Annotated in this window: 21 protein-coding genes and 1 tRNA gene; 10 read left to right on the top strand and 12 right to left on the bottom strand. The window is 63.3% G+C overall.

Annotation, left to right across the window (positions count from 1 at the left end):
- Positions 1–38 precede the first annotated feature (38 nt).
- Positions 39–1,811 (bottom strand): GTPase domain-containing protein, encoded by a 1,773-nt coding sequence (locus tag IPV69_RS17760; protein ID WP_206291062.1) that lies wholly within the window; start codon positions 1,809–1,811, stop codon positions 39–41.
- A 185-nt stretch (positions 1,812–1,996) separates the two neighbouring features.
- Between IPV69_RS17760 and IPV69_RS17765 the strand changes: the two genes are divergently transcribed.
- The 5 genes from IPV69_RS17765 to IPV69_RS17785 all read left to right on the top strand — a co-directional run bounded on the left by IPV69_RS17765 (position 1,997) and on the right by IPV69_RS17785 (position 7,215).
- The gene (locus tag IPV69_RS17765; RefSeq protein WP_206291063.1) at positions 1,997–3,490 is read left to right on the top strand and encodes a TAXI family TRAP transporter solute-binding subunit; all 1,494 of its coding nucleotides are present in this window, start codon (positions 1,997–1,999) and stop codon (positions 3,488–3,490) included.
- Between the two features lie 79 nt (positions 3,491–3,569).
- Positions 3,570–3,926 (top strand): hypothetical protein, encoded by a 357-nt coding sequence (locus IPV69_RS17770; protein ID WP_206291064.1) that lies wholly within the window; start codon positions 3,570–3,572, stop codon positions 3,924–3,926.
- A gap of 1,379 nt (positions 3,927–5,305) precedes the next feature.
- On the top strand, positions 5,306–5,803 hold the full coding sequence (locus tag IPV69_RS17775) for a hypothetical protein (protein WP_206291065.1): 498 nt from the start codon (positions 5,306–5,308) through the stop codon (positions 5,801–5,803).
- A gap of 120 nt (positions 5,804–5,923) precedes the next feature.
- Positions 5,924–7,045 carry a slipin family protein gene (locus IPV69_RS17780; protein WP_206291066.1) on the top strand — a complete coding sequence of 374 codons (1,122 nt, stop codon included), beginning with the start codon at positions 5,924–5,926 and terminating at the stop codon, positions 7,043–7,045.
- 97 nt (positions 7,046–7,142) lie between these two features.
- Positions 7,143–7,215 (top strand) — tRNA-His (locus IPV69_RS17785).
- 19 nt (positions 7,216–7,234) lie between these two features.
- Here the strand turns inward: IPV69_RS17785 and IPV69_RS17790 are convergent.
- From IPV69_RS17790 to IPV69_RS17800, 3 genes are all read right to left on the bottom strand, one after another.
- Entirely contained in the window at positions 7,235–7,876 is a 642-nt protein-coding gene (locus IPV69_RS17790) for a sulfite exporter TauE/SafE family protein (protein WP_206291067.1), read from the bottom strand.
- Entirely contained in the window at positions 7,876–8,028 is a 153-nt protein-coding gene (locus IPV69_RS17795) for a hypothetical protein (protein WP_206291068.1), read from the bottom strand. Before IPV69_RS17795 ends, IPV69_RS17790 begins: the two co-directional genes overlap by 1 nt.
- Positions 8,029–8,153: 125 nt before the next feature.
- Complete coding sequence (locus tag IPV69_RS17800) at positions 8,154–8,543, bottom strand: hypothetical protein (RefSeq protein ID WP_206291069.1); 390 nt, start codon at positions 8,541–8,543, stop codon at positions 8,154–8,156.
- A gap of 277 nt (positions 8,544–8,820) precedes the next feature.
- On the opposite strand from IPV69_RS17800, the gene IPV69_RS17805 reads away from it, so the two are divergent.
- From IPV69_RS17805 to IPV69_RS17820, 4 genes are all read left to right on the top strand, one after another.
- Positions 8,821–9,036 (top strand): hypothetical protein, encoded by a 216-nt coding sequence (locus tag IPV69_RS17805; RefSeq protein WP_206291070.1) that lies wholly within the window; start codon positions 8,821–8,823, stop codon positions 9,034–9,036.
- Positions 9,037–9,102: 66 nt separating this feature from the next.
- The gene (gene truA / locus IPV69_RS17810; RefSeq protein WP_206291071.1) at positions 9,103–9,987 is read left to right on the top strand and encodes a tRNA pseudouridine(38-40) synthase TruA; all 885 of its coding nucleotides are present in this window, start codon (positions 9,103–9,105) and stop codon (positions 9,985–9,987) included.
- An 81-nt stretch (positions 9,988–10,068) separates the two neighbouring features.
- A complete protein-coding gene (locus IPV69_RS17815; protein ID WP_206291072.1) occupies positions 10,069–12,507 on the top strand; it encodes a heavy metal translocating P-type ATPase in 2,439 nt (812 codons plus the stop codon).
- 253 nt (positions 12,508–12,760) lie between these two features.
- On the top strand, positions 12,761–13,294 hold the full coding sequence (locus IPV69_RS17820) for a hypothetical protein (protein ID WP_206291073.1): 534 nt from the start codon (positions 12,761–12,763) through the stop codon (positions 13,292–13,294).
- A gap of 153 nt (positions 13,295–13,447) precedes the next feature.
- On the opposite strand, the gene arfB is transcribed toward IPV69_RS17820, so the two are convergent.
- From arfB to IPV69_RS17845, 5 genes are all read right to left on the bottom strand, one after another.
- Positions 13,448–13,912, bottom strand: coding sequence for an alternative ribosome rescue aminoacyl-tRNA hydrolase ArfB (arfB, locus tag IPV69_RS17825; protein ID WP_206291074.1), 465 nt, complete (start codon positions 13,910–13,912; stop codon positions 13,448–13,450).
- The gene (locus IPV69_RS17830) at positions 13,909–14,466 is read right to left on the bottom strand and encodes a hypothetical protein (RefSeq protein ID WP_206291075.1); all 558 of its coding nucleotides are present in this window, start codon (positions 14,464–14,466) and stop codon (positions 13,909–13,911) included. The genes arfB and IPV69_RS17830 overlap by 4 nt, the downstream gene beginning before the upstream one ends.
- 210 nt (positions 14,467–14,676) lie before the next feature.
- Positions 14,677–17,298, bottom strand: coding sequence for an efflux RND transporter permease subunit (locus IPV69_RS17835; RefSeq protein WP_206291076.1), 2,622 nt, complete (start codon positions 17,296–17,298; stop codon positions 14,677–14,679).
- A 109-nt stretch (positions 17,299–17,407) separates the two neighbouring features.
- Positions 17,408–18,103, bottom strand: a complete 696-nt coding sequence (queC, locus tag IPV69_RS17840; RefSeq protein WP_206291077.1) for a 7-cyano-7-deazaguanine synthase QueC — start codon at positions 18,101–18,103, stop codon at positions 17,408–17,410.
- Between the two features lie 48 nt (positions 18,104–18,151).
- A complete protein-coding gene (locus IPV69_RS17845; protein ID WP_206291078.1) occupies positions 18,152–20,014 on the bottom strand; it encodes an ArnT family glycosyltransferase in 1,863 nt (620 codons plus the stop codon).
- A gap of 139 nt (positions 20,015–20,153) precedes the next feature.
- Between IPV69_RS17845 and IPV69_RS17850 the strand changes: the two genes are divergently transcribed.
- Positions 20,154–20,720: a phosphatase PAP2 family protein gene (locus IPV69_RS17850; protein ID WP_206291079.1), complete on the top strand. Its 567-nt coding sequence runs from the start codon at positions 20,154–20,156 to the stop codon at positions 20,718–20,720.
- A 55-nt stretch (positions 20,721–20,775) separates the two neighbouring features.
- Here IPV69_RS17850 and IPV69_RS17855 read toward each other — a convergent pair whose 3' ends face one another.
- The 3 genes from IPV69_RS17855 to IPV69_RS17865 form a co-directional block, all read right to left on the bottom strand.
- The gene (locus IPV69_RS17855; RefSeq protein ID WP_206291080.1) at positions 20,776–23,859 is read right to left on the bottom strand and encodes a secretin N-terminal domain-containing protein; all 3,084 of its coding nucleotides are present in this window, start codon (positions 23,857–23,859) and stop codon (positions 20,776–20,778) included.
- 43 nt (positions 23,860–23,902) lie between these two features.
- Positions 23,903–24,508 carry a hypothetical protein gene (locus IPV69_RS17860; protein ID WP_206291081.1) on the bottom strand — a complete coding sequence of 202 codons (606 nt, stop codon included), beginning with the start codon at positions 24,506–24,508 and terminating at the stop codon, positions 23,903–23,905.
- 186 nt (positions 24,509–24,694) lie between these two features.
- The gene (locus IPV69_RS17865; RefSeq protein ID WP_206291082.1) at positions 24,695–25,075 is read right to left on the bottom strand and encodes a response regulator; all 381 of its coding nucleotides are present in this window, start codon (positions 25,073–25,075) and stop codon (positions 24,695–24,697) included.
- Between the last annotated feature and the right edge of the window lie 11 nt (positions 25,076–25,086).

A 25,086-nucleotide genomic window follows, 5' to 3' on the forward strand; every position in this document is an offset into this window, starting at 1 on the left:
GGTGGATCGACGCAACGACCGCTGTGCTAGCGCCGCGCTCACGCGGCGTCAGTGCGCGATGGCGTCACGATCTGTGCCCGCAGTTCCGTGGCCCGCTTGGCGAGACTGGCCACCTTATCGTGTGCGACGCCGATCGGCGTGGTGAGGGAGTCGTTCCATTCCATCGCCTGGGTTGCCAAGTTCAGTTCGGGATCTTCGTCGTCCGCATGACGCCACCCCGACAGCATCCTGGCGACCTTCCGCTGCGTGTTCCAGCGCAGCGCCAGCCAGAGAACGACAAACCACACCGCCAGGAACGTGACGCTCTTGAGAAGGTAGTTCACCCCCAGCACGCTGACGAGAATGCCCAGCGTTTGAGCGAAGGTGATGGACTCCTTCTGCGGCAGGATCGCTTCCAGCATCGGCTGAATAATCGGGAACCAGAGCAGGGCACCGATCGTCAGCAGCCACCTCGCCGGCGCGAGCCATCCACCCGACGGCGTAAGGCGCTGGCGGGCCGCTTGGCGCTGACGTTCGACGGTGCCGGCGAGCCGGCGGCTCAGATCGGCCGACGCGTTCTCGGCATCCATCTCCTCCCACAGTCGCTGGTTGCCGTAGAGCTGACCGATGGCCGGATGCGCCTGCCGCAACTGCGCGAACGCCGACTGAAGCACCTGCCCGGCCGAGAATGACTGGCTCCGGAGGTGTTGCTCGACCATGCCGTCGGCGCTCAGCATCGCCGACGGCGACTTTGAAGCGAACGCCCGCACCATCAACATCAGCGGCGAAAGCAGCGTGTGAACCAGATTGACCAGCGGCCAGCGCCCGACGCGCTCGGCAAGGATCTCGTCCGATAGTGCCAGCTTGTTGGCAGGGTCGGCGGCGATTTGCGGGAGGACCTTCTCCACCAGCGGTGTTGTGACCCGCTGTTGAATCGTTTCCTGCGCCTCGGCCAGCAGTCGCCCCAGCCGGTCGGCCTGGCCAGATAGATCCTGACGGGTGAGCCAATCCAATAGCGACCTGTCCTGCCGTTTCGACGCCAGCTCCTTGCTTTCGCGGACGGCTTCCCGGGTTTTCTGGCGGGCGAGCAGCGTGCGAAGCTTTGGCAGGTCGTACTTGTCGGGACGCCGCGAGCTGACCACATACACCGATGGCGACTTCTTCAGTCCCGTCGTCCGGGTGATGCGGCGGGCGAAATCCTCCCGCAATTCAGCGGCGGCGGTTTCGCCGCCGTGTGCATCCAGCTGGTCTGCCTTGGTGAGACAGAAAAGGAAATTCCGCGCATCGTTCCCCGCCGCCACCTGACCCAGAACCTGTTGCGGGGCCATGTCGGCGTACTTTTCAACACTCTGCGCCCAGATCGGGAACAACATGTGTCGCAGCATCTGTCGCGTAACGACCAGGTGCGACTCATATTGGCTGTCGATATCAGGCAAGTCGAGCAGCACCTGCCGTTCCAGCCCGGCGACCTGGTGGACGACCACGCGAAACTTGCCCGCCACCTCGCGGTTGAGCAACTCCCGGACCTTCTGCTCGCGGCTGTCGTGAACGTAGGCAATCGCGATTTCGGTCCCCGGGCCGTGACCGATGACCTGCGACATCTGCTGGCCGACAATCGCATTGACCAGCGCCGTCTTGCCGACGTCCTTCCCGCCGATGATGCCGACCAGGTAAAAGTCATGCTCGACCGCGTCGTCGGCGGTGTCGATCGGCTGTTCGAATTCGAGCACTTCGCCGGCGAGTGTCGGCGCATCCTCCATGAGCAGTTCCGGGGAGGCCGCACCGGTCAGGTCCATGGTGTCGCGGACGAGTTGTTCCACGGCTGGGGTCATGGAGGGGGATTGTCGAATGTTGATTGTCGCTTGTCGATTCTCGCGATCGATTGTGCCGTTCGAACTTTGCGCCGAGGATCGACAATTGTGCGGGAGGTGAGCCCCTAATCGACAATTGACAAACGACAATCCACAATGGGGTGCCACCAGCGCGTTCTTGCCGTATCGCAACCGGAGACTCTGCCGTGACCGATGGAACCAAAGGATCGACGTCCCGGGCCGCTTCTGCACTGAGCCGGATTCCGCTTTACAACCGGTTCCGCGATCAGGCCGGGGTATGGGAGACGCTCCGCGCGTCATGGCTATGGATTTTCCTCGCTGTCCTACTGCTTGCGGTGGGGTGGATGCTGGTCAAACCGGCACCGCCGGGGAAGGTGGTTATCGCGACGGGCAGCAAGGACGGCGCCTACCACTGGTTCGCCCAGCAGTACGCCCAGAGCTTCAAGGACAACGGGCTGGCGCTGGACGTGCGAGAGACCCAGGGATCGATCGAGAACTACAGGTTGCTGTCCGAGCCGACCGACGGCAAGTCCGATGCGGAGGTCGTCAGCGTCGCGATTGTGCAGAGCGGCACCGCGCCCCCCGGCGACCACTCCGACCTCCGGTCCATCGCCAGCCTTTATCTGGAACCGGTCTGGATCTTTCACCGCGGTGATCCGGTGACGACCCTGCCGCAACTGGCGGGCAAACGCCTGGCCGCCGGTCCAGAAGGCAGTGGCACCAGGTCGATCGTCGAACGACTGCTGGCCGCCAACACCCTTCCCTGGACGTCAGACCCGAAGGCGACCGCGTCCGGAACCACCCCGATCCGGTTCGACCCCCGCAGCGGCCGGGCGGCAGCCGATGCGCTCAAGGCCGGAGAGCTGGACGCCATCGCGCTGGTCTTGTCGCCCCGGCACCCGCTGATCGCCGAACTGCTCCATGAGCCCGGCGTTCGGCTCATGAGCTTCGAACATCACGAGGCGTATGCCCGCGTGTTCCCCTTCCTGTCGGACGTGAAGCTGCCCAGAGGGACGATCGACCTGGCCCGTAATCTTCCGTCGGAAGACGTATATCTGTTGGCACCGGCGGCCAATCTCGTCTGCCGCGAAGACCTGCACCCTTCGATTGTCATTCTCCTCTTGAAAGCGGCGACCCGGGCGCACGAGCGTGGCGACCTGCTGTCGCGAGCGGGAGAGCTGCCCTCCACCCGGTTCGTCGAGTTTCCAGTCGATACGTCGGCGGCGGAGTACTTCAGATCAGGGCCGCCGTTCCTGCAGCGATACCTGCCGTTCTGGGCGGCCGCGTTGGTGGACCGGATGAAGATCCTGTTGCTGCCATTGCTGACGTTGATTCTTCCGCTGGCACGCATCGCGCCGCCGCTGATGGTCTGGCGGATTCGGTCGCGGATCTACCGCTGGTACCGCGTGCTGCGGGAGATCGATCGGCGGCTGCGGCTGGAAGTTACGGGGGAAGCGGCCTCTACCGCCGCGGCACTCGACCCGCGCCGGTTTGACGACGACATCGCCACGCTCGTCGAGATGGAGAAGGAGCTTTCGGAGGAGAAGGTGCCGCTGTCGTACATGCAGGAGTTCTACAACCTGCGGCTGCACACCGATTTCCTGCTGCGCAAGCTCGAAGACCGCGTCGGACGACAGGGCGGAATCGATATGAATTGGGGCGGGATGCCACCGGATTGAACAAGCGGAAGATTCGCCGGAGCCACACGGATTCGCTCTGCCTGTCGCCGGCGGTCGTCACTCTTACTATGCTCTGGCAATGAACCTTGCCACGTTCCGCAAGCTGCTGGCGATCGATCCGTCCGACCCGTTGAGTCGATTCGGCCTGGGAAAGAAGCTGTTCGAAGCCGCCGGGTCTGACGAAGCCCCGGACACCGCGGCAGCCTTATCCGAAGCGGTCGAACACCTGTCGATCGCCAACGCCCGTGAGCCGGGACATCTGGCGACGTATCATTTTCTGTCGCAGGCGCTCATTCGCCTGGACCGAAAGACCGAAGCGCGTGACGTGCTGACGCGCGGCATTGAACGGGCGAGCCTGGTGACCGAAGGAATGGGACGAGACCTCGCCCCGGCGATGCGGCAGATGCTGGCGACGTTGGATGAGGGGCCGATGTAACGAACGAGCCGGGTCGACCCAATCCCGGGATATCACCGTCTCCAGCAATAGGCTTCCATCTGGCTACCAAGGCGGACACACTTCTTGTAATTTTCTATTTGACGCAACGTACTATGAGAGACTATATATCCTTCTTCACACGTTAGTGTCTTTGGGCACAGCGGTCGACGAGGTCGTTCGAGATTGTTTTCAATGTTGATGAATACCAACCAACTTCATGCCCCCAGCCATCGCCCGGCCAGCCTTAAGGCCGGCATTGCGATGAGCGCGCGTCTGGGTTGGATGCAGGTTGAAACCAAGGCAGCAGTAAGTGTATCGCCGTGGTCGGTCGTCTCGGGAATTGGGTCGAAGGGTCTTCTGGTTACGAAGACGCATGCTTGCGAGATGACAAAAGCCGACGGCAATCGCCGTGATTTTTCCGCACAACCTCCGAGGTGACCGAACGTTACATGTTGAACGTTTCGAGCCCCGGAGACCTGATCTCCGGGGCTTTTTGCGTTGGTGGTGAGAGCTGTTTCCGGTGAGTGCTTCCGGATTTGGCATGCGTCGCTGCCCCGGGTTGGTTAGCCGCGACGCGAAGCGGAGCGCGATGCCGGTATGACGAGAAATTGAAAAACTTCGGTCCGCGATACGGACCACACGAACCAGCCAGCATCGGCCGGCGGCGTACACGGGCGTTCTCAACGTAGTTATGAACGTTCCTAATGTATGTTCCGCGCACGGGTTCTAAACGATGTTGGCTATGTCGCTCCATGGTAATGGGGCGCACCAGTAGCTCATTTGGTTAGAGCACCAGACTTGGAATCTGGAAGTAGCAGGTTCGAATCCTGCCTGGAACCCGCGACCAGGGTCTAAATGGTCACTCGGCTGCTAACCGAGCAAATGCAAAAGTCTTAACCGACTTTCGCCATCACCCGCGGCGCGGAGTGGCGTCTCGAACAGGACCGGCGGTGGTGGTTGGATGTACGACCATCACACCGGACGTATCAGCCAGCGGCCCGGGACGTCCGGGTCGATCGACGCTGACCGGGCGACAAAGGCAATGCTTCTAGGGGCGGTTGTCCTTCCGCCGCCGCATCCGCTTGATCGATGTTCCGGGACACGTTCCACGGGGCTCGTTCGACGGGTGCGGCGGTTGGCGGGGTAACGACGGGTGAAGCATCGCCGCGTCGCCTCGCTCGGCGGACATCGACCCAAGGCCTCGGGCCCCGCCGAACGCCGGGCCGTTGCTGGATCGATCGCCGCTTCGTCCGCGATTTTGAGATCAAACTGGCTGCAGTGCAGGGCATGGGCGTTTCGCTCATGTCTTGGCGGCGGCCAGATGACAAGAACACGGGCGAGACGCCTGTGCCACTGAGAGAACAGAGAGGAGTGTTCCCATGAGACATGTGATTCTAGCGTGGTACGCCTACAGCGAGTCCGGCGAAGCCGGTCGTGGCCTGTTGCCGCGACCGCATCGGATGGCAGAGCTGTTCGATCAGCCCACCGCCGCTGAACTGGATAGGCCCGAGTACGTCGCCGGATTGTTCGGCGACGTCCGTGAGCTCGATCTTCAGGTCGGGGCCTGCGAGTGGAAGCACCTGTTCGGCCGGTACGGCCTGACAGGCCTGATCGACCTTGCCAAGCAGCGCGGCAATTGGCCCGATGATGCCACCGATACGAACGTCGCCGAGGCGATCTTTCAGGAGTCGCTTGAGGCGGGTTACGACCCGGTCTCGGGCTTGATCGGTGAGCTCAAGGGCAATGACGGCAATGACGGAGCGCGTCAGTTTCAACCCACATTGCTGCCGTCACATCCCGTCCGCGCCTTCGAGCGAAGCGAGATCGCTCCGCGGACGGAACTGAAGCGGTTGAGTCATGTAACGTCGAGCATTTAGTCGGGCGACCAGGCCGGTTCGCCCGTCAAAGGGCGACCGAGATGTGAATAGGCCGGCGACCCGGCCTGCTCGCCCGATAGCTGCTTCGACAGTCCTTTTACGCACCAAGGGAGGTGCGCTATGTCTCTATTCCATACGATTCGTATCAAGCAGCACGAGCGCGGCTTCTGGTTCCGCCATGGCGAGTTCCAGGGCCTCGTGCAGCCGGGTGAGTACACGATCTGGTTCTGGAACCGCAACCGCGACCGGATCGAGATCGTGAGCACGCTGACCACGAAGTTCGAGCACCCGCTCGCCGACGTTTTGCTCGCCCGCGGCGATGTCCGCGACGCGTTGGTCATCGTCGACAACGCCGACAACGAGCGCGCGCTCGTCTGGCGGGATGGCCGTCTGGCCCACGTGCTGGGTCCCGGCCGGTTCGCGTTCTGGGCCGTGCCGTATCGCCTGCATGTCGAGCGGTTCGACGTGAACACGTTCACGCTGAGCCACCCGCGCCTGCAGGCGATCCTCGGCCACGGTGAGGCGTCGCGCTGGCTCGACGGTGTTCAGGTCGGCCAGACGGAAACGGCGCTGCTATACCGCGACGGCGTCCTGATCGACTCGCTCAATCCGGGCCTGCACGTCTTCTGGAAGGGCACGGGCCGCGTGGTCTGGAAGGCCGTCGATCTGCGCGAGCAGGTCGCCGACGTCGCCGGCCAGGAAATCATCACGGCCGACAAGGTGTCGCTGCGCGTGAACCTCGTCGTGACGTGGCAGGTCGCCGACGCCGTCAAGGCGGTCGCGGCTTCGGCCGACCACGGCCAGGCGCTGTACCGCGAGGCGCAGCTCGTGCTGCGGGCGGCGGTCGGTGCGCGGACGCTGGACGCGATGCTCTCCGACAAGGAGACCGTCGGCGCCGAGGTCCGTGATGCCCTGGCACGCCGGGCAGAGACGCTCGGCCTGGCGGTTCGCGGCGTCGGTCTGCGCGACATCATCCTGCCGGGCGACATGAAGACGTTGCTCAACCAGGTGATCAGCGCGCAGAAGGAAGCCGAGGCCAACCTGATCCGTCGCCGCGAGGAGACGGCCCAGGTCCGCAGCCAGGCGAACACGGCCAAGCTGCTGTCGGACAACCCGGCGCTCCTGCGGCTGCGTGAAATGGAACTGCTCAAGGACGTCCTGGTTTCGGCCAAGGCGACGTTCGTATTCGGTCCCGGCGACCTGGCCGAGCAGGTGCGCTCGCTGGCAAGCGTGGAGAAGTGACGGACGATCGAGGATAGAGGCGTCAATGGGTGGCGGTTCGCACGCGTTCCGCCATCGTCGAACCTCTATCCTCGATCACGTTTTCTGAGTTTCGACGGTGACGATAGCTTAATTGGCAAAGCGCGAGGTTGTGATCCTCGAAGTTGTCGGTTCGACCCCGATTCGTCACCCTGAATAGCAGGTTCTGATTCAGTGGAAGGTGTTACGCAGCGCCATTCCTGCATCCCAGATCAGGTACCACCCCAGCACGAACGTCAGCAGGTACACCACCTTGGCGAACAACTGGTCGTTGAGCCTTCGGTTGACCCAGAAGCCGAACAGGGCACCGCCCACCACCAGTGGCGCGAGGTACAGCGAGAGCATCAGCGTGCCGCGCGAAAACATCTCGCTGTATCCGTACGCCGGCAGCTTGGCGGTATTCAGCAGGAAGAAGTAGATCGCGCAGGTGCCTACGAACACCCGCCGATCAAGCCGCTGCGGCAAAAGGTAGAGCGCGATGATCGGCCCGGCGGCGTGTGCCAGAGTACTGCTCGCTCCGGCGAGGACGCCGGTTGCGGTGCTTTTGACCGGTCCGGGTGCCGCGGAAGTCGCGAGCCCGTGCCACGTGCGGTACCAATGCAGTCCGACGAGGATGACGGACTCCAGTCCCACTTCCAGTTTGATCAGGGGCACGACCAGATCCTGCTGGCGGTGAAACCACCACAGCAGAAACCCGCCCAACAGGACGCCGACAATCGATCCTGCAGCCAGCCGGCGGACGTTCGTCCAGTCGAAATGCTTTCGGTGCTGCCATACGGCGATCAGGTCGCCGAACACGAGCAGGGGAAGCATCAGTCCCAGTGCCGCGGCGGAGGTGTAGGGGTGTGCCCCATCGCCACGACGGTCATCGGCACGATCATCAGCCCGACGCCGGAGCCGAAACCGCTCTTGGTCACGCCAATGAGGAAGATCGCGAAGAATACGAGGAGCCACCACCAGTTCATCGGAGCGGGGGAGGATAGGGACTGGCCAGCGGTATGCAACTAAGGCAAGACGCGGCAGTCGCCAGGCGACAGCCGCGTCTTGCAGAATTCTTGAATCGACCATGTCGCAATCAGCGGAAAGCCGATTACTGGAAGATGTCGTGGCAGGCCTTGCAATTCGACGTGCTCTTGAGTGCGGCGAGCGAGGCGGCGTCGCCCTTGGCCTCAACGGCCTTGGCGGCGGCGAGCATGGCAGCCGTCATCTTCTGCCATTCCTTGAGGTCGCCCTTCTCGGGCTTCGACAGCGCGAGCGATTCGTAGTACTCGACAACCATCTTCTTCTCCTCGGCCGTTCCCTTGCCGGAGACGACGTGGGTATAGATGTTGTTGCCCTTGGGCTTGTTCAGCTTCTTCATCGCTTCTTCGATGCTGTACTTGGCCGCGCCGGCGGGCTTGTCGGCGGCCAGGAGCGAGGTTCCGGTCACAACACTGACGGCGGCGGCAACGACAAGGCCGAAACGGGCGAAACGCTTCATAGAACTGTCCCTTTGCGGTGTAGAAGATAGCCCGGGGCCGAACCAACTTCGGTCCGTGGCTTCGCGAAAGCTACCATGACCGTTGCTGCGGTCAACAAAAACCTTCCCTCGGGGCTCCTTCGGTCATGGTATGCTCTTCAAACTCACGGAATTGGCGCCGCCGAGTCAGGGCCCGACGCGGCAATCCGAGTCGTGTTCAGGTCGTGTCAAGACCATCGCCAACGAAGCCGGGGCTTCAGCCGATGCCTTGGAAGTGTAAGATGCCTTCGGAGACCCCATGGCCAAAGTTACGATTCCCCCCAACATCGGTAAAGTCAAAGTCGCGATGACCCTTGGCAACAAGTGGACCGTATGGAACGGCAAGCAGGGGCAGCACGAATTCGTCATCATTCTGAACGACCGCAAACAGGCCGAAGAGGTTGCCCGGCAGATCAACTCCAAGGAACACGACGGCGAGATCACCTTTGACGCCACGCCGAAGAACCGGGGCTGAACTGGCGGAGGGCTGGCCGCGGGATTGCAGAGTACCGATTGAAAGCCAGAATCCCCCGCGGTCCCCATGAGCGACTCCCCTGAACAGCCACCACCCGCCGTGCCTGTCGATCCATTGCCCGCCGACGTTCCGCTCCAGCGTTACAAGCTGACGATCGCGTACCGCGGCACCAACTATCATGGCTGGCAGACGCAGTATCCGACGGCGACCTATAAGGGCCCCAAGCCGCCGGAGGGGGAGGGGATTCCGACGATTCAGGAAATTGTCACCCGCACGCTGCGGACCGTGGTTCGGCATCCGTTGACGCTGTCGGGCTCCAGCCGGACCGACGCCGGCGTGCATGCCAAGGGGCAGGTCGCGCATTTCACCACGGATAAGGTCCAGATCCCCATCCTGGGCATGCGGCGGGCGGTCAATGCCCGGCTGCCGGAAGACATTCTCGTCCGATCGATCGAGCCGGTGCCGATCAATTTCGACGCGGTCAAATGGACCCTGTCCAAGCGGTACCAGTACTCGATTTGGAACGAGGAAGACCGCCCGGTCATGTTCCCCGACCTGGCATGGCACCGCTGGCAGAAGCTCGATCTGGATGCGATCCGGTACGCCGCCAGCCAGCTCGTTGGCACGCACGATTTTGCCACCTTCTGCCGTCCGGGGCACGGCAAGCTCGATACCGTCCGCACGGTGCTTGCCTGCGATGTGACCTACCGCAAACCCCGGCTGGTGATTGGCGTGGAAGGGACCGGATTCCTCTGGAACATGGTTCGCATCATCGTCGGCACGCTGGTGGAGATTGGCCTGGGCAAGTACCGGGCAGACGACGTCACGAAAATGCTGGAAGCGAAGGACCGCCGGGCAGCGGGGGGTACCGCACCGCCACATGGGCTTTACCTGCAATGGATCAAGTTCGGCGACGGTCCGACCCGGCGCGGCGGTGACGAGGACGAGTAGGGTCGGCATCGCGGACCGAAATGCGACGTGGGCAGGAGGGGAAAAAGACGGTCCGCAGTGGGGACCCTACAATCACTCGCCATGACCGCCTCGACATTAAGTCCTGACCGCGAACCCCGGACCGTGCAAGAGACTGCGTTTTCAGTCGCCGGGATGGACTGCGCCAGTTGCGTGAGCCATGTGGAAAAGGCCGCCGCCAGGGTGGCCGGCGTGGAAGTGTGCAGTGTAAACCTCGCCCGCGGGCGGGCGGTCGTGAAGTTTGATCCGGCGAAGACGGATGTCGAGCACATCGCCGCGGCGATTACCGATGTCGGCTATCCGGCCGCCGTCGAGCCGACCGATGATGTCGCCGGGGCCGAAGTTGCCCGACTGCAACGCCACGATCATGACGCCCGCGCCTGGTATCGACGATCAATCATCGGCTTGGTGCTCTGGTTCCCGGTCGAGCTGACCCACTGGATACATAACGGGTTATCGGATGGACATGCCGCCCACCGGATCACCTGGATGGACTGGCTCTCGCTGGTGACGTCGTCCCTGGCGATCGTGCTTGTCGGCGGCGGATTCTACCGCGGGGCCTGGAAGGGCTTGCGGCAGGGCGTCAGCAACATGGACACGCTCATCGCGATGGGCGCGAGCGTGGCCTACGGATACAGCCTGGTCGCGTTCGTCGGCTTTCTGGCCGGCGGATGGCAGACCAAACCGCCGCTGTATTTCACGGAAGGCACTGGTCTGCTGGCGTTGATCAGCCTCGGCCACTGGCTGGAGGCGCGGGCCAGGCAGTCGGCGGGGTCGGCAATCCGAGAGCTGCTCAATCTCACGCCGGCGGTGGCGCTACGCGTGCCGAAAAATGTCGAGGCGGATGGGATGTTGGGTGCAAGGGCGGGAGCAGGGAATCTCGGCTCGGGTGATCAAAGGCCAATGCGGCGGATGTCGCTCACGGTCGTCGACTCACCCGTCACACCGCCGGGTGCGACCGCAACAACCGACCACCCAACCGTCCCCGAAGAGGTGCCCGTCGCTCAGCTCGACATCGGCGACCGCATCCTCGTACGGCCGGGCGATCGGGTGCCGATCGATGGTGTTGTCGTTGAAGGCCGATCCGCCGTCGACGAATCGATGCTGACCGGCGAACCGATCCCGGTTACACGTGACGTCGGCGATGCCGTCATTGGCGGAACGATCAACACCGACGGACGCCTGATCGTCCGCGTCACCAAAACGGGCTCGGCCACCGCGCTGTCGCAGATCGTCCAACTCGTCGAGACTGCGCAGTCGAGCAAGCCGCCGGTACAAAAGCTGGCCGACAGCATCGCCGCCGTTTTCGTACCGATCGTGCTGGGGATTGCCCTTGTCACGGGCATTGGCTGGTACGCCTGGGGATCAGCCCACGGCTGGCCGGCTTCAGACATCTGGGGCATGGTCGCCCGGGCGGTCTGCTCAGTGCTGATCATTGCCTGTCCGTGTGCCCTGGGGCTGGCGATTCCCGCCGCGCTGATGGTGGGTACCGGCCGCGGTGCCAAGCGGGGCATCCTCATTCGTGATATCGACGGCCTGCAGCAGGCCGAGCGGGTTGGCGTTGTCGTGCTCGATAAGACCGGCACCGTCACACAAGGCAAGCCGGTGGTATCCGGCGTTCATCCTGCCGGCGACACGACAGAGTCGGAGTTACTCGAACTAGCGGCGACCGCCGAGCAATTCAGCAGTCACCCGCTGGCCAAGGCGATCGTCGCATTCGCCGCAGCACGCCGGATTTCCCCACGGCAGAACCTGCAGGGGTTCCGAAACGAACCAGGGTTGGGTGTCGTCGCGGTGATGGACGGGCGCGAATTGCTCGTCGGCACAGGCGCGCTGGCCGGCATCGATCAGGCCGATCCGGTGGCGGCGGATACTGTCGGCACGAAGGTCTTCGTCGCCTTGCGGGATGCATCGGGCGTTCGATCGCTCGGACTTATTCTGCTGGACGATCAGATCAAGGCCGATTCGGCGGCGGCGATCGGTGACCTGCATGCGATGGGCCTGAAGACCGTCCTGCTCACCGGCGATCATGCCGCGGCCGCTGCGGTCATTGCTCGGCGGGCCGGCATTACTGACGTGCGTGCCAACGTTCGCCCCGGCGACAAGGCCGCCGTCATTCGCGAACTGCAGGCCTCGGGCGGCATCGCGGGACGGCCGAGCGCGGTTGCCATGGTCGGCGACGGAATCAATGACGCTCCGGCGCTGGCCCAGTCCGATCTTGGGATCGCGATCGGGTCGGGTTCCGACGTAGCAAAAGAGACCGGCGACATCGTGCTCGTCAGCGGAAGTCTCAGGGGTGTGGCCGCCGCCATTCGGCTGAGCCGCGCCACCATGCGGACTATCCGCCAGAACCTGTTCCTCGCGTTCGTCTACAACGTGATCGCGATACCGCTGGCGGCGTTCGGGCTGTTGAACCCTCTCATCGCGGCGGCGTGCATGGCGCTGTCGGACGTCAGTGTCATCGGCAACGCCTTGCTGTTGCGGCGTTCGAAAATCGACTGACGATCCGTCGTCCTTCGCGACGGTTGGGTGGTCTCGTCGCCATTCGCCGGGCGGACCGTCTCAAGCGGCTGCGCATTTGCCGCTGAGTAAGGGCAGAACTGTCGTTTTTTCCATTTCAAAGCGTCTTGACTCCAACATGAGCGATGGCTTTAATGCCGCGCCGACTCGGGAAAGGGCAATGCCAACTCTCAGCCGGGATTAGATGAGGTGTGGGTTAGCCGCCGAGCGGCGCACTTCAGAATGCTACGCGAGATTGCAGAACTTCAAGGGAAGTTGGAGACGCACCATGATGAAACAAAACCGCAATGGATTGGCGGACGTGCTCGTATCGTCGCGACTGGCCGCAGGGCGGATCGCTTTGCCGCTTACCGAAGACCTGACACTCGGCGGCTCGATGGACCGGGGCTCGATGTTCGGTGAGGACATTCTTGCCCTGGGTCTGCTCGGCGGAGCGACGGCCTTGCCCGCCGTGCCGAAACAGGACGACGATGCCGTTTTCGGTTTCGCCCTCCCCGAAGCCGCCAAGCGTCCGGCCGCGGACGATGAAGACGAAGACGACGAAGACGAGGATGAAGACGAGGACGACGACGAAGACGATGAAGAGGAAGACGAGGAGGACGACCTCGACGAGGATGAAGACGACGACCTTGACGACGACGAGGACGAAGAAGACGACGACGAAGATGACGAAGACGACGACGAGGATGAAGATGATGACTTCCTCGACGACGATGACGACGATGACTACGACGACGAGGAAGAAGACTTCGCCGGCGAAGACGAGTAGTCTCGCGGTGATGGATGAACTTCCATGGCTGGGTCAGGCCTGACCTGTGCCACAGGAACCACAATCGAAGAAGGGACGCCCCGGCGGGCGTCCCTTTTGCGTTTAATCGTCAGGCTGTGTTCCCGCGCGGCGGTTTGGGAGTAGTCGAGGTTCTCAATCTCGATCGCCACCGGCGCGCCGGTTCGACTTCACTTCCGACCTCTTCCGCTTGGATTCCAACCGACGGCGTTTGGCAGCCTTGCTGGGTTTGGTGGTGCGGCGCTTCTTCGGGCGGACCATCGCCTGGAGTACGAGTTGCCGCACGCGGGTCAGGGCGTCTTCGCGGTTCTGGTGTTGCGAACGTGACGTCTCGGCGATGATGTGCAGTTCGCCAGCGTCGGTGATTTTGCGTCCGGCGAGCGCCTTGAGCCGTTCGAGTGCCTCCGGATGCAGGCCGGCGATGGCATCAAGCCGCACCCAGACCTCGGCCTTGGAATTGACCTTGTTCACGTTCTGCCCGCCCGGTCCGCCGGACCGGGAGAAGGCGATACGCACGCCCGAATCGGGCACGCGAACGCCGGGGGCCAGTTCGATGCCGTCGGGCTGCGGCGGGGGGATGAGAGGTTCGTCGGCGGTCACTGGCTGCCTGCGGGTTGGGTGGTTGCCGACGTTACTGCCGGGACGAGAACAGCCGGCTGTGTGGCGGCTTCAAGCACTTTCACGCGGTCCTCGGCGGCGGTCAGCTTCTGCTTGACGGTGTCCAGCCGGACGTACCGCAGCGCCGAGGCGAGAAGGATCGTCACGAACATCAGCGTGACATTGATCTTGAGCCACTTGCGGTGGTTGTTACGAAGCGACTTGCCCGCCAGCAGCCAAAACGAAAGCCCCATCACCAGCAGACCCAGGACCAGGTGCGGCCCCCAGAACATGTGGTGCCGGCCCATGTTCAGCTTATAGGTCGGCCAGAGGCGGATCGTGTTGTAGATGCCGCTGACGAGCAGGAAGAGCACCGCGGGATGGACGAACATCTTGAACACCCGGCGGATGCGAAGGAGCACTTCTTCCCGCTTGGCCGCATCGTCAATCAGTTTCAGCCCCGCCGGCACGGCAAGAAGCATGAGGAAAGCGCCTCCGACCGCGATAACGGCCGAGACGATGTGAAGAAATCGCATGAGGACATCGAGAATTGCCATGATGGGCGAATAGTAGGCCAACTCCTGAGAAACGGGTAGGCCGGCGGGGTGGATGGATACTTGTCACTTGTCACTTGTCACTTGTCACTTGTCACTTGTCACTTGTCACTTGTCACTTGTCACTTGCGCGCGACACAAGAGAGGTGCAGTGACCAGTGACCAGTGACAAATGACAAATGACAAATGACAAATGACAAATGACACGCTTCCTTACCGGGCCCGCACCCGCTCGATCACCATCAGGATCGGTGCCAGCAAACAGAACGTCCCGAAGATGCACGAGCCGACGCCAATCGCCACCGCGAGCCCGAGCGACTGAACCGCCGGAACGCTGACCGTGATGAGGGAAAGGAACCCCAGCCCACTCGATACCGCACAAACGAGCACTGCCTGCGAAGAGCCGGCAATGCGAACCAGCAATGGCGGCTGCGGCGGGTCTGCCGGTGCGCCGCCCTGGCGCTTCTTCCAGCGATAGTCGGCCAGGCTGACGAGGTAGATGCCGTAATCGACATCAATCCCGATCAGCATAGGCAGCGCGATCAGGTTGATCAGGTTCAGCCGCAGGTCGAGCCATCGGGCTGCCGCCGCGAGGACGATCAGACTGAAAATCGTTGGCAGCAGCGCCAGTAGCGTGTTGGTGACCGAGCGATAGTGAAACAGCATGTAGAGCACGCACAACCCGGACGAGATCGATAGTAGCAGGGGCAAGTCGCGCTGAATGGCGACCTCGGTGTCCATGCTGATGACCGGTAGCCCGGTCAGCGTGACGCCGTTCAGACCTGCCAGAGACTGGCGGGTTGCCGTCACCAGGGCCTCGCGCCGGTCCCGGCTGTCGGTGGGCCGGTCGATGAAGACCATCGCGATCGCCTCGTTCGCCGGCGAACCGACGGCGATCGATTCGGCCGGCAGCAGGCTTCGCGACAGCGCCGGGAACCGCCGCAGGTCGTCCAGCGAAGGTGACTTCTCCTGTGACAGGGCCATCCGCAGGAACTCTGTGTAGCCCTCGTACTGTTTGGGGTCGAACGGACTATCTTCGATCGCAGCTTTGAAGTCGGCGATCACACGGTCAATCTCGGCGGGCGTCACTACGCCGCGCCGGCGGGCGACGGTGGCCGGGTCGGGGAGCAATGTCCCCAGCCCAAAGGTTCCGGTCACGCCCGCCGATCGCACCGCCGGCGAGGAGAGTCGGCGGTCCACCTCGTGCGCCAGTGACAGCAGCGCATCCGGAGAAGACGCCCGCAGATGGACCAGCAATCCGCCCGGTGATGAGCCGAACCGCTCGGCCAGTTTCTTCTCCGCGGCGAGCGGCGGGTTGGGCTGGGGGTGCATGACGTGCAGATCCGATTCCAGCGGCAGCACACCGCCGGGACGCGTGCCGGCATAGATCGCCGACGCCGCAAGCACGGCCAGCGAAATCGCGATCAGGGCGATGCGTCGGCGGTCGATCGCCGCCAGTACGCCTTCGATGGGAAAGCGAAAGGGAAGCCGTCGCGTCTCGGGGGTATCGTGCCTGGCAAGCCGGCGGGTGTCCCAGAGCGTCAGCACGGCCGGCAGGATGAACACGATCGCGACGAACGCGCAAAGCAGGCCAAATGACCCCAGCAGGGCGAACTCCTGCAGCGTTCGCACGCTCGAAAATGCAATCGCCACAAAACCGATTATGGTGGTGAGCCAAGCGACGAAGAGCGCGCCCACGGTCGTCATGGCCGTCCGCCGAACGGCCTCGGCGGGCGAGCAGCCGTCGCGTAGATGGCGGAAGTAGCTCGCGAGGTACATGACCGAGTGGTCCACGCCCATGCCCGCGAGAATGCCACCGACGACGGCCGCGATCGGGCTGATGCTCGGCCGCACCCAGCCATAAACGCCGAAGCCGATCGCGACGCCGAGCAACACTGGAACGATCTCCAGCAGGAACTGCCGGATCGGCCGGCGATAGAAAATGATGAACAGCAGTTGCAGCAGGATGACTGAAGCGAAGACGTTTTCGATCGAGTCGGCACGGATGGTCTGATGGCTGTGGTCGGCGGCGGCGTAGGCGCCGATGTAGTCGATCGTCAGCCCGTCGGTGTTCGCAACCTTGGCGACCGCGGGAAGTGTTTTCATCATCTTCTCGCAGTAGTCGAGATCGCTCGACGTCTGCGTGCCCGTGACGCGGATGAGAATCGCGCGGCCGTCGGGGCTGATGAACTCCTCGCGTCCCTGCCAGGTGGCGAATTGGCGTTGCGAGCCGAAACGCTCTTTGACGAACTCGTGGAGTCGCAATGGGTCTTTGAGCAGTTGCTTCGCCGCCGCCCCGGCCGCCGGGCCGGGCTGGCTGATGAGTGATTCGTTCTGCCGGATCTGGTCGCGAATCTCGCCGGCGGTCAGCCGCTGGCGGGCCCGCGCGAATGCTTCATCATCCAGGTAATACAACCCCGACGGCACGAGCACCTGCTCGATAAACGTCCGGAATGCCGGATCGGGTGCGTAAGCGACGCCCGCGGTGATCTGGCGCGCGTCCGGCGAGTTGGCGACGGCCTGCGAGAACCGCTCGGCGAATGCCAGTAGCTTCTCCGGCGCGGCGTCCTGACCTTCGGCCATAGAAGCGAGAAGGATCAACTCACCCGAGGCGGGATAGGCGTCCAGCACGCGAACCAGCGCATCAGCCGACGGGTTGCCGCGCGGGAACAGCGCCGACAACGACGTGTTTGCCTTGAGGCGAAATATTCCGGCGATCGCGATTGCGGTAAGCAGGCCGGAGATCAGCAGGGCAAGCCAGGGCCTTCGGGCGGGGAATGTCAGAACGCGTTCGACGAGACGGGCAAGACGACTGTTTTGTGCGGAATCGGGCATAGATGGGTGACGCCGGTGTCTGAGCGTACTTGCGACGACCCGGATCCTTCGGCGTCGCGCAGCATCCGGGTCCACGCGCGTACGCTCAGACACCGGGGTGTTTGATCGGTCAGCTCGCGTACTTCGTCGGGTCGGCCACGCCCGCTTCAATGAACCCCTTCTTCCGAAGCAGGCAACTGTCACAGTGCCCGCAGGCGAAAACTTCGCCGCCGCGCGTCACCGGATCGTAACACGAGTGCGTCATGCCGTAGTCGACGCCCAGTTCGACACCCCGGCGGATGATCTGGGCCTTGGTCAGGTGGACCAATGGCGCATGGATGGCAAACGCCGTCCGTTGCGTGCCCAGGCGGGCCATCTGCTGGAAGGCTTCGATGTACTGCGGGCGGCAGTCGGGGTAGCCGCTGAAATCTAGGGCGTTGACGCCGATATAGACGTCGTCGCAATCGAGGACCTCGGCCCAGGCCAGCGCGTAGCTGAGGAAGATCGTGTTGCGGGCGGGAACGTAGGTGATCGGCACGCCTGCATTCATCGCCGACTCGTCGCGGTCCTTGGGGACGGCCAGGTCGGACGTCAGCGCGCTGCCGCCGAACACGCGGAGGTCGATCGTGATCGTGCGATGCTCGGCGACGCCGTAGTGCCGGGCAATGCGGTCGGCGGCGTCAAGCTCGTGGCGGTGCCGCTGACCGTAGTCGAACGACATCGAATAAATCGGACCGAACCCTTCGGCCTTGGCGATCGCCAGGCAGGTGGTCGAGTCCAGACCGCCGCTGGTCAGGACTATGGCTGGAAGCGGATCATCAGGCATGGGGTGATTGTAGGAAGGATCGCGACGGACGCGAGGCCAAGCGTGGCCTTACTGACTTGGCTGTTTCCGCTTCAGCACCATCACTTCAACATTCCGCATGCCGTCGGCGACGTCCAGGCCCCTGAACGTGGAGACGATGTCCAGCGACAGCCGGGGGTCCGCCTCGGCGGGCGACTTGGGCGCGCTGGCGTTCCAGACGTCGCGGGTGACGACATACCAATCGACATTCTTGGTGAGGTCGAGCAGCTTGCCGGTCAGGATGTTGGAAGGGTGCTCGCGAATCGTGCCACCCTGATAAAACGCAAGGCTCGGCTCCTTATAGTCCAGCATCAGGACCTTGCCGGGCTCGGTGGCCTTGTTGGCGATCAAGACGTCGGCGGTCTTGGGGGCCAGTTGCAGGTAGTCGCAGCTCGGCAGGAAAACCCGGAACAGCAGGCCGTACATCAGCAACCCGCCCAGGCCCATCGCGACCAGTGCGCGCTGTGTCTGGCCGGCGAGGAAGGTGCGGACGACGTACGCCGCGTAGGCGATTGCGGCGATCGACACGATCGCGAGGATGATCCACGGCTGCGGCGTGAACCAGGTCGCCGCCAGCCAGGGGGTCAGTCCGAGCAAACCGAAGACGATGCCCCAGGCCACCGCGCCCCGCCGAAAGGCGCGGTCGGATAGCGCCGCCACACCATGCCGCAGGCATTGCACGATCGCATCGGCCGTCAGGATGGCCAGCGGAACGAAGCAGGGGAGCAAATAGTGCGGGAGCTTGGTCTGGACGATCTCAAACATAAGCCAGGGGCCCAGGACGGCACCCAAGGCAAAGCGGACGTGAACCAGATGGCGTCGTTTCCACGCGAGGACGATGGTCGCCGGCAGCAGCAGGCTCCAGGGGAGAAAGATGCCCCAGATCGCAGCGAGGTAGTAGCCCGGCGGGCCGGAATGGCCTTCCTGGCCAACCTTCGATCGGTGGATGACTTCCTTCTCGATTACTGTCCAGATGTAGCCGTGTTCGCCGGTCGAGCGGGGCGCATCGGGATCGGCGGCGCGCTTGCGCTCCGATCCCCTGGCTGCCTCGGCACGTACATCGGCCGGCAAAGCGGCCCAGCGCTGCTCGACCAGAATCACCCACGGCAAACAGACGGCGACGACCAGAACGATCGCCGTCATGACTTTGAGCAGGATGCGAGAGGCCGGCGCTTTGGAGACCACCAACGCATCTGCTGTCGCGACAGTTGATCGCGCGTAGTCGAGAGTGGTCGATGGAGTTCGTTCTTCAGTCCGGCCTTCGAGCTCGGCCGACTTCTTCTTCCAGCGCAGGGACCAGGTCAGAAGTCCGTAGCCGACGAAAGTCATCGCATGAATGCCCAGGCCGACCGGTCCTTTGGTCATCAAGGTTAGTCCGATAGCCAGACCCAGAATGCAGAAGACCGGCCAGGTTCCGCGGCCTCGCCAGATCAGATACAGGCACAGCTGAGCGATGGTGATGAACAGCAGCAGGACCGAGTCGGTCAGGCAGGCCTTGGCCGAGACGACCGTCATCACGCTTGCGGCCATGACGAGCACCGACCAGAACGCGTGTTCGGCCGACAGACCTTTGCGGACGGCGACTGCGAGTAGCGTGAGGGTAAGCGCCATCGCGATCGCCGACGGCAACCGGGCGGCGAACTCATTGACGCCAAAGGCGGTCATGCTCGACGCCTGCAGCCAGTAGATCAGCGGCGGCTTGGCCAGGCGAAGATCGCCGAGATAGCGGGGAAGCACCCAGTCGCCGGATTCGAGCATCTGACGGGAGCACTGCGCGTAGCGGGGCTCGTCGCGGTCCCAGAGCGGTACGTCGGCGTTGCCGACGAGGTACACCACGAAAGCGGCGACGATCAGGATGAGGGTGGCCCTTGAGAACCGGCGCGGGTCAGTCATTGCTGGGGGAAGGTAACGGCAGGAGAGGGATTTGTCGTTGCCTTCGAGGACTCGGAACAACCGAACTCGGTGATTCGCGAAACGGAGAGCGGCGGGAAGGCTTGACGCCTCTTCCGCCGCCCCGACAATCCGCCGCCACATGGGATTCTCCTGGACGCTCTTTCTCACGCTGCTCGCCGCCTGCGGCATCATGATGTTGCTGGAGTGGCGTGGCGTGCCGACGACGCTGTCATTGACCTTCAAAGGCGACATCAAGCGGGAAAGTCGCTGGCTGGCGCAGTACGGGCAGGCGGTCTGCACGGTGGTGGCGGCGGTGCTGGTGTGGCAGCTCGATCATGCGAACCGTCACCGCGCGGTGCCGGTGCTGGTGGCGACGTTCGGGGCCACGCTCGTTGCGACGGTGATCAAGAAATCCTTTAGCCGGGTCCGGCCGGGGCGGGAAAACGCGGGGAAGTTCCTCGGGCCGAGCCTCAAGCATGGGAACTACAAGGAGAGCTTTCCGTCGAGCCATAGTGCGTGCGCCGTCGCGCTTTCAGCGACGCTGGCGGTCATGTACCCGCCGGCGGCGATCACGCTCTGGGCCTTGGCGCTGGGGTGTGCCGTGCTGCGGTACCTGCTCGATGCCCATTGGCCCAGCGACGTGCTCGGCGGAATAGCGCTGGGCTACGGGTGTGCTCACCTGGCGTTGTTCGTCTTCGGGGCCTGACCAACGGTGTCAGCAATCCTGCACCCGCGTCGCCGGGTCACATTCGCGCTGTCGTTCACGGCGTTGCCGGCTTGGTGGCGGGCTGCTGGTACGTCGGCCGCATCGGCACTTCGAGCACCGTCAAATCCGGTTTCGTGGCCGGCTGCGACTGCGGCACCTCGCCTGTTTTCATCCCGTCAAGGTGCTGGTCGAACATTCCCGGCACGATCGCCTTGGGGGTGAGCTTGGTTTTTTCGATCTCCTGCCCGCTCATGCCCTCCAGATCGGAGGGCTGTTGAGCCACGTGCGGCGTCAGGAAGATCAGCAACTCGGTCTTGGTCTTGTTGATCTGCACCCGCGAGAAAATCTGGCCGAGCAGCGGGATATCACCCAGTAGCGGCACCTTGCTCACACTCTCGGTCTTGCGGTCTTCCATCAGCCCGCCGATGACGATCGTGTTACCCGTCCGAATGCCTACGCGGCTCGATGCCGACCGCTTGGCGATGACTGGTGCCGTAACGCCGGGGGAGATCGGCACTGTCGAATTGGTGAGCTGGCTGATCTCCGGAATCACATCCATGATCACCAGGCCGTCGGGGCTGATGTGTGGTGTTACATTGAGGATGATGCCGACGTCCTGGTACTCGATCGTGTTGATCTGCTGGCCCTGATCGGTGATGCGTGTGTTCGTAATAAACGGCACCTCGTTGCCAACCGTGATGCTCGCGAGCTGATTGTCGCTCGCGAGAATGTACGGCCGCGACAGCACCTCCAGCTTGCCGGCGGTCGCGAGCGCACGAAGGGTGGCGTTGACGTTCGATTCGAGCAGTTGAACGACCAGGCCGCCCGTTGCCGCATTCGGACCGGTCAGGCCGAAGTTGGTGCTGCCGATCTGCCCGTTTCCGTTGGCTCGCTGATTCAGGATCGAGAAATCGACGCCGACATCCGTGCCGTTGTCGTGGGTCACCTCGGCGACGAGCACCTTGATCAGCACCTGAGGGGCAGGGCGATCGAGCTCGGCGACAATCTGCTTCACCTGCCCCTGGTACTTCGTCGCCGTGGTAATCAAGAGCGAGTTGGTGTCGTCGTCGGCGACGACGAAGACCTTGCCGGTCAGTTCGGTAATCGCCCGCATGGACCCCTGCGAGAGGTTGCCGGGCAGGTTTTGGTTCTGACCACGGTTGAACGGGAATCCCCCCGCTTGTCCCCCAAAACCTTGACCGATCGGGTCGAACTGCGTCGACCCGCGGCCGTTACGGGATCCGGTCAACGAGCGGTTGCCGGTGGTTCGACCGCCTTGATTGCGCGGGTCGTTCTGGTTTCCGAACCGGTTGCCGTTCTGGCTGTTGTTGGGCTGAACGTTGCCGAACAGGATGTTCAGCACGTTCTCCATCTTGGCCGCCTGCCCGTTCTTCAGCCGGTAGATGAAGAGTGTCTCCTCGGTGACGGGATTGGAGTCGAGCTCCTTCAGAACAGCCTCGACGGCCGTCAGTGTCTCGATCGGGGCCTGGACGATGATCGTATTGGTGCGCGAGTCGGAGGCGGCCGTCAGCTTTCCGCGTGTTGCGCTTAGCGTGACCGGCGGCACGCCGGCGGGTAGCGGCGCGGCAACGCCGGTGCTGGGGTCGGCATCGAAGATGGTGTGCAGCATGGCGACCGCGGACGATGCGTCGGCGTTTTTCAGCTGAAACACCCGCACGATCGAATTGGCCGCCGGGTTGGCATCGAGCGCCTTGAGCAGTTGCTCGATGATCTTCAGCGACTCCGGCGGTGCTGTGATCACCAGTGAATTGGTCCGACTGTCGGCCGCGGCTGTAATGCGGGCACTCAGTGCGTCGTCGATCAACTCGCGCGTACGCGACGAACTTGAACTTGAACTGGAACTCACCTGCACCGGCGGCGGCCGAAACACGGTGGTGATCAACTGCGCGGCCGAGGTGGCATCGGCGAACGTCAGCGGAAACACCTTGATCTCGGTCGTCGTCGCCGGATCGGAATCGAGCTTCTTCAGAACCTCGTCGATGATCTTGAGCGTGCTGGCCGGGGCCGTAACCACGAGGGTGTTGGTCCGGTCGTCGGCGGCGGCGATGACGCGAGCGCGCAGCGCGGCGTCGGCACCTTCCCGGCGCGGCGACTCACCACGCGGTTCGCGCTGCTCCTCGGGCCGAAATACAGCACCAATCAGCCGCGACGCCGAAGCGGCATCCGCAAACTTCAGAGAGAAGATGCGAATCTCGCTCGCGACCGATTCGTTGGACTCCAGATCCTTGATGACCTCATCCACCGTCTTGAGCGAATCGGCCTGGGCGGTGACGAACAGCGTGTTGGTTCGCTCGTCGGCGACGGCGTTGATACGTCCGCGCAACGCCATCTCGGCGGTCTGCAGCTTGGGCGACTGACCCGGCACCTGATCCGCCGGCTTGAGTAATGCGAGGATGAGCTTCGAGGTCGCCAGCGCATCGGCGTGCTTGAGCGTGTAGCGGTGCAGCTCAGCGTTGCCCGGCTCGTGACGGTCGAGGGCGGCGATGATCTGCACGACCCGCCGAACATTCGACGACGTGTCGGTGATGACGATCGCGTTACTGCCACCGTTGGCGGCCACATCGGCCTCGGTACCGATAAGCGGTGCCAGGTCCTGGCGAAGCTTGACCGCGTCGACATTGCCGATCGGGATGACCTGGGTGATCAGGGCGTCGGATACTTCGATCGATTCCGGGTCGGCCCCGAAATGCACCGGCAGGTCGGACTTCTTGGCGGCATCGCGACCGGTCACCTTCAGGACCCGGCCGTTGCGGATGACAGTGTAGCCGTTGGCCTTGAGGACGGTGTTGAGAAGCGTGACGGCTTCATCGGCACTGACCGGCTGCCGGCTGACGACGGTGACCCGTCCTTCGACCGGGGCGTCCTTGATCACGACGAAGCCGGCGGCCTCGGACAGGTGCTCGAGCACCGCGTCGAGCGGAACGTTCTTGAAGTCGAGGCTGATCGGTGCCGTCGGTTGCGTGGCGGGCAACGTGGCAGGCTGGCTCGCCGAAGGAGTGGTTGCGGGCGACGTAGCCGGTGGCGCGGCGGGAAGCGTCGCAGGAATCTGCGCCGCCAGTGTGCCGGCAAGGCAGCCGGCCAATACCGTCGCCGCAGCGAAATTCGTAGTTCTTGGCATGTGCGCTCTTCCGGCCTTGGAAACGATGTGAACGAATCTGGATCTAGCTCGCGACCTTCTCGGCGGACTTGCTACGTTCGCGATGGCGTTCGCCCTCGGCCGGTGTCGCTTCGTCGGCCGGTTTGTGCTTTTCGGGCTTTGCAACGACCGGATCGATTGCCAGTGCGCCGCTAAGTTTCTCGCCGATCGCTACCCGGGTGTCGCGTCCTTCGGCCTCGTACCGCAGGCCGTCGAAGCTGACATCCGAAAGGCGTCCTCGCGCGATCGATTCCCCGGCGAAGAGTCTTCGAACCTGACGGGTAGAAGTGTCTTCGATCAGTGCGGTGAACTGCCCCGATTGGTGCATGATCCCACGGAGAGCGAAGCGATCTTCAGGGACGGGAGCCACCGCTTCCTGGCGGCTGCGGGCGGAAGTTGACGATCGCCCGACCGCGAACAGGTTGCGATTCAGCAGCGGTTTGTATTTGTCGGGCAGGGGGAGTGGCTCAAGTGCAGGAAGTGGATTGATCGTTGGGCGCGTCGAAGGGAGACCGGGTGCGACGGCGGGTGGAGCGCCGGCAACCCCATCGGGATTGACACCGGCCATCGCCCACCAGGCGATTCCAGTCGCCAGCATTACGGCGAACAGCAAGCCAGTCGTTCGGGTCAACGTTCGTTCTCCGCGTGTGAAGTGGGGCCCGGTCGACCATCCGTGTCGAACGTGGCTCAGCGTCTTCGTACGCGGCAGAAATGTAGAAAACAGGCTTCTACAACGATGCGAACCGCCCGCCGCCCGGACGCATAAGTGATACGCCGGGAGGCGAGCGCTGTTGCCATGGACCCGTACGGGGAAGTCTCAGGCCGCCTTGGACTTGGCAATGACTTGCTTGATCTTCTCCAGCAGCGCAGGTCCCTCGAACGGCTTGACCACGTAGCCGCTGATACCTGCCTTGGCGGCGGCGATCACGCGATCCTTTTCCGATTCGGTGGTGCACATGACCAGCGGAGTGGTCTTGTCCTTCTCGCGGACACGCTGCACGAAAGTGATGCCGTCCATGTTCGGCATGTTCCAATCGACCAGCGCCAGATCGACTTTCCCGCCGACCGAGGCGAGCACCGACAGCGCTTCAAAGCCGTCGGCAGCTTCGAGGATATCGGTGCCGGGGCCGAGTGTCTCCAGGACACGGCGTTGGATCGTACGCATGGTCTTCGAATCATCGACGAGCAGGATCTTCATGGGGGGGCTCC

The sequence above is a fragment of the Humisphaera borealis genome (assembly GCF_015169395.1).
Lineage (GTDB): Bacteria > Planctomycetota > Phycisphaerae > Tepidisphaerales > Tepidisphaeraceae > Humisphaera > Humisphaera borealis.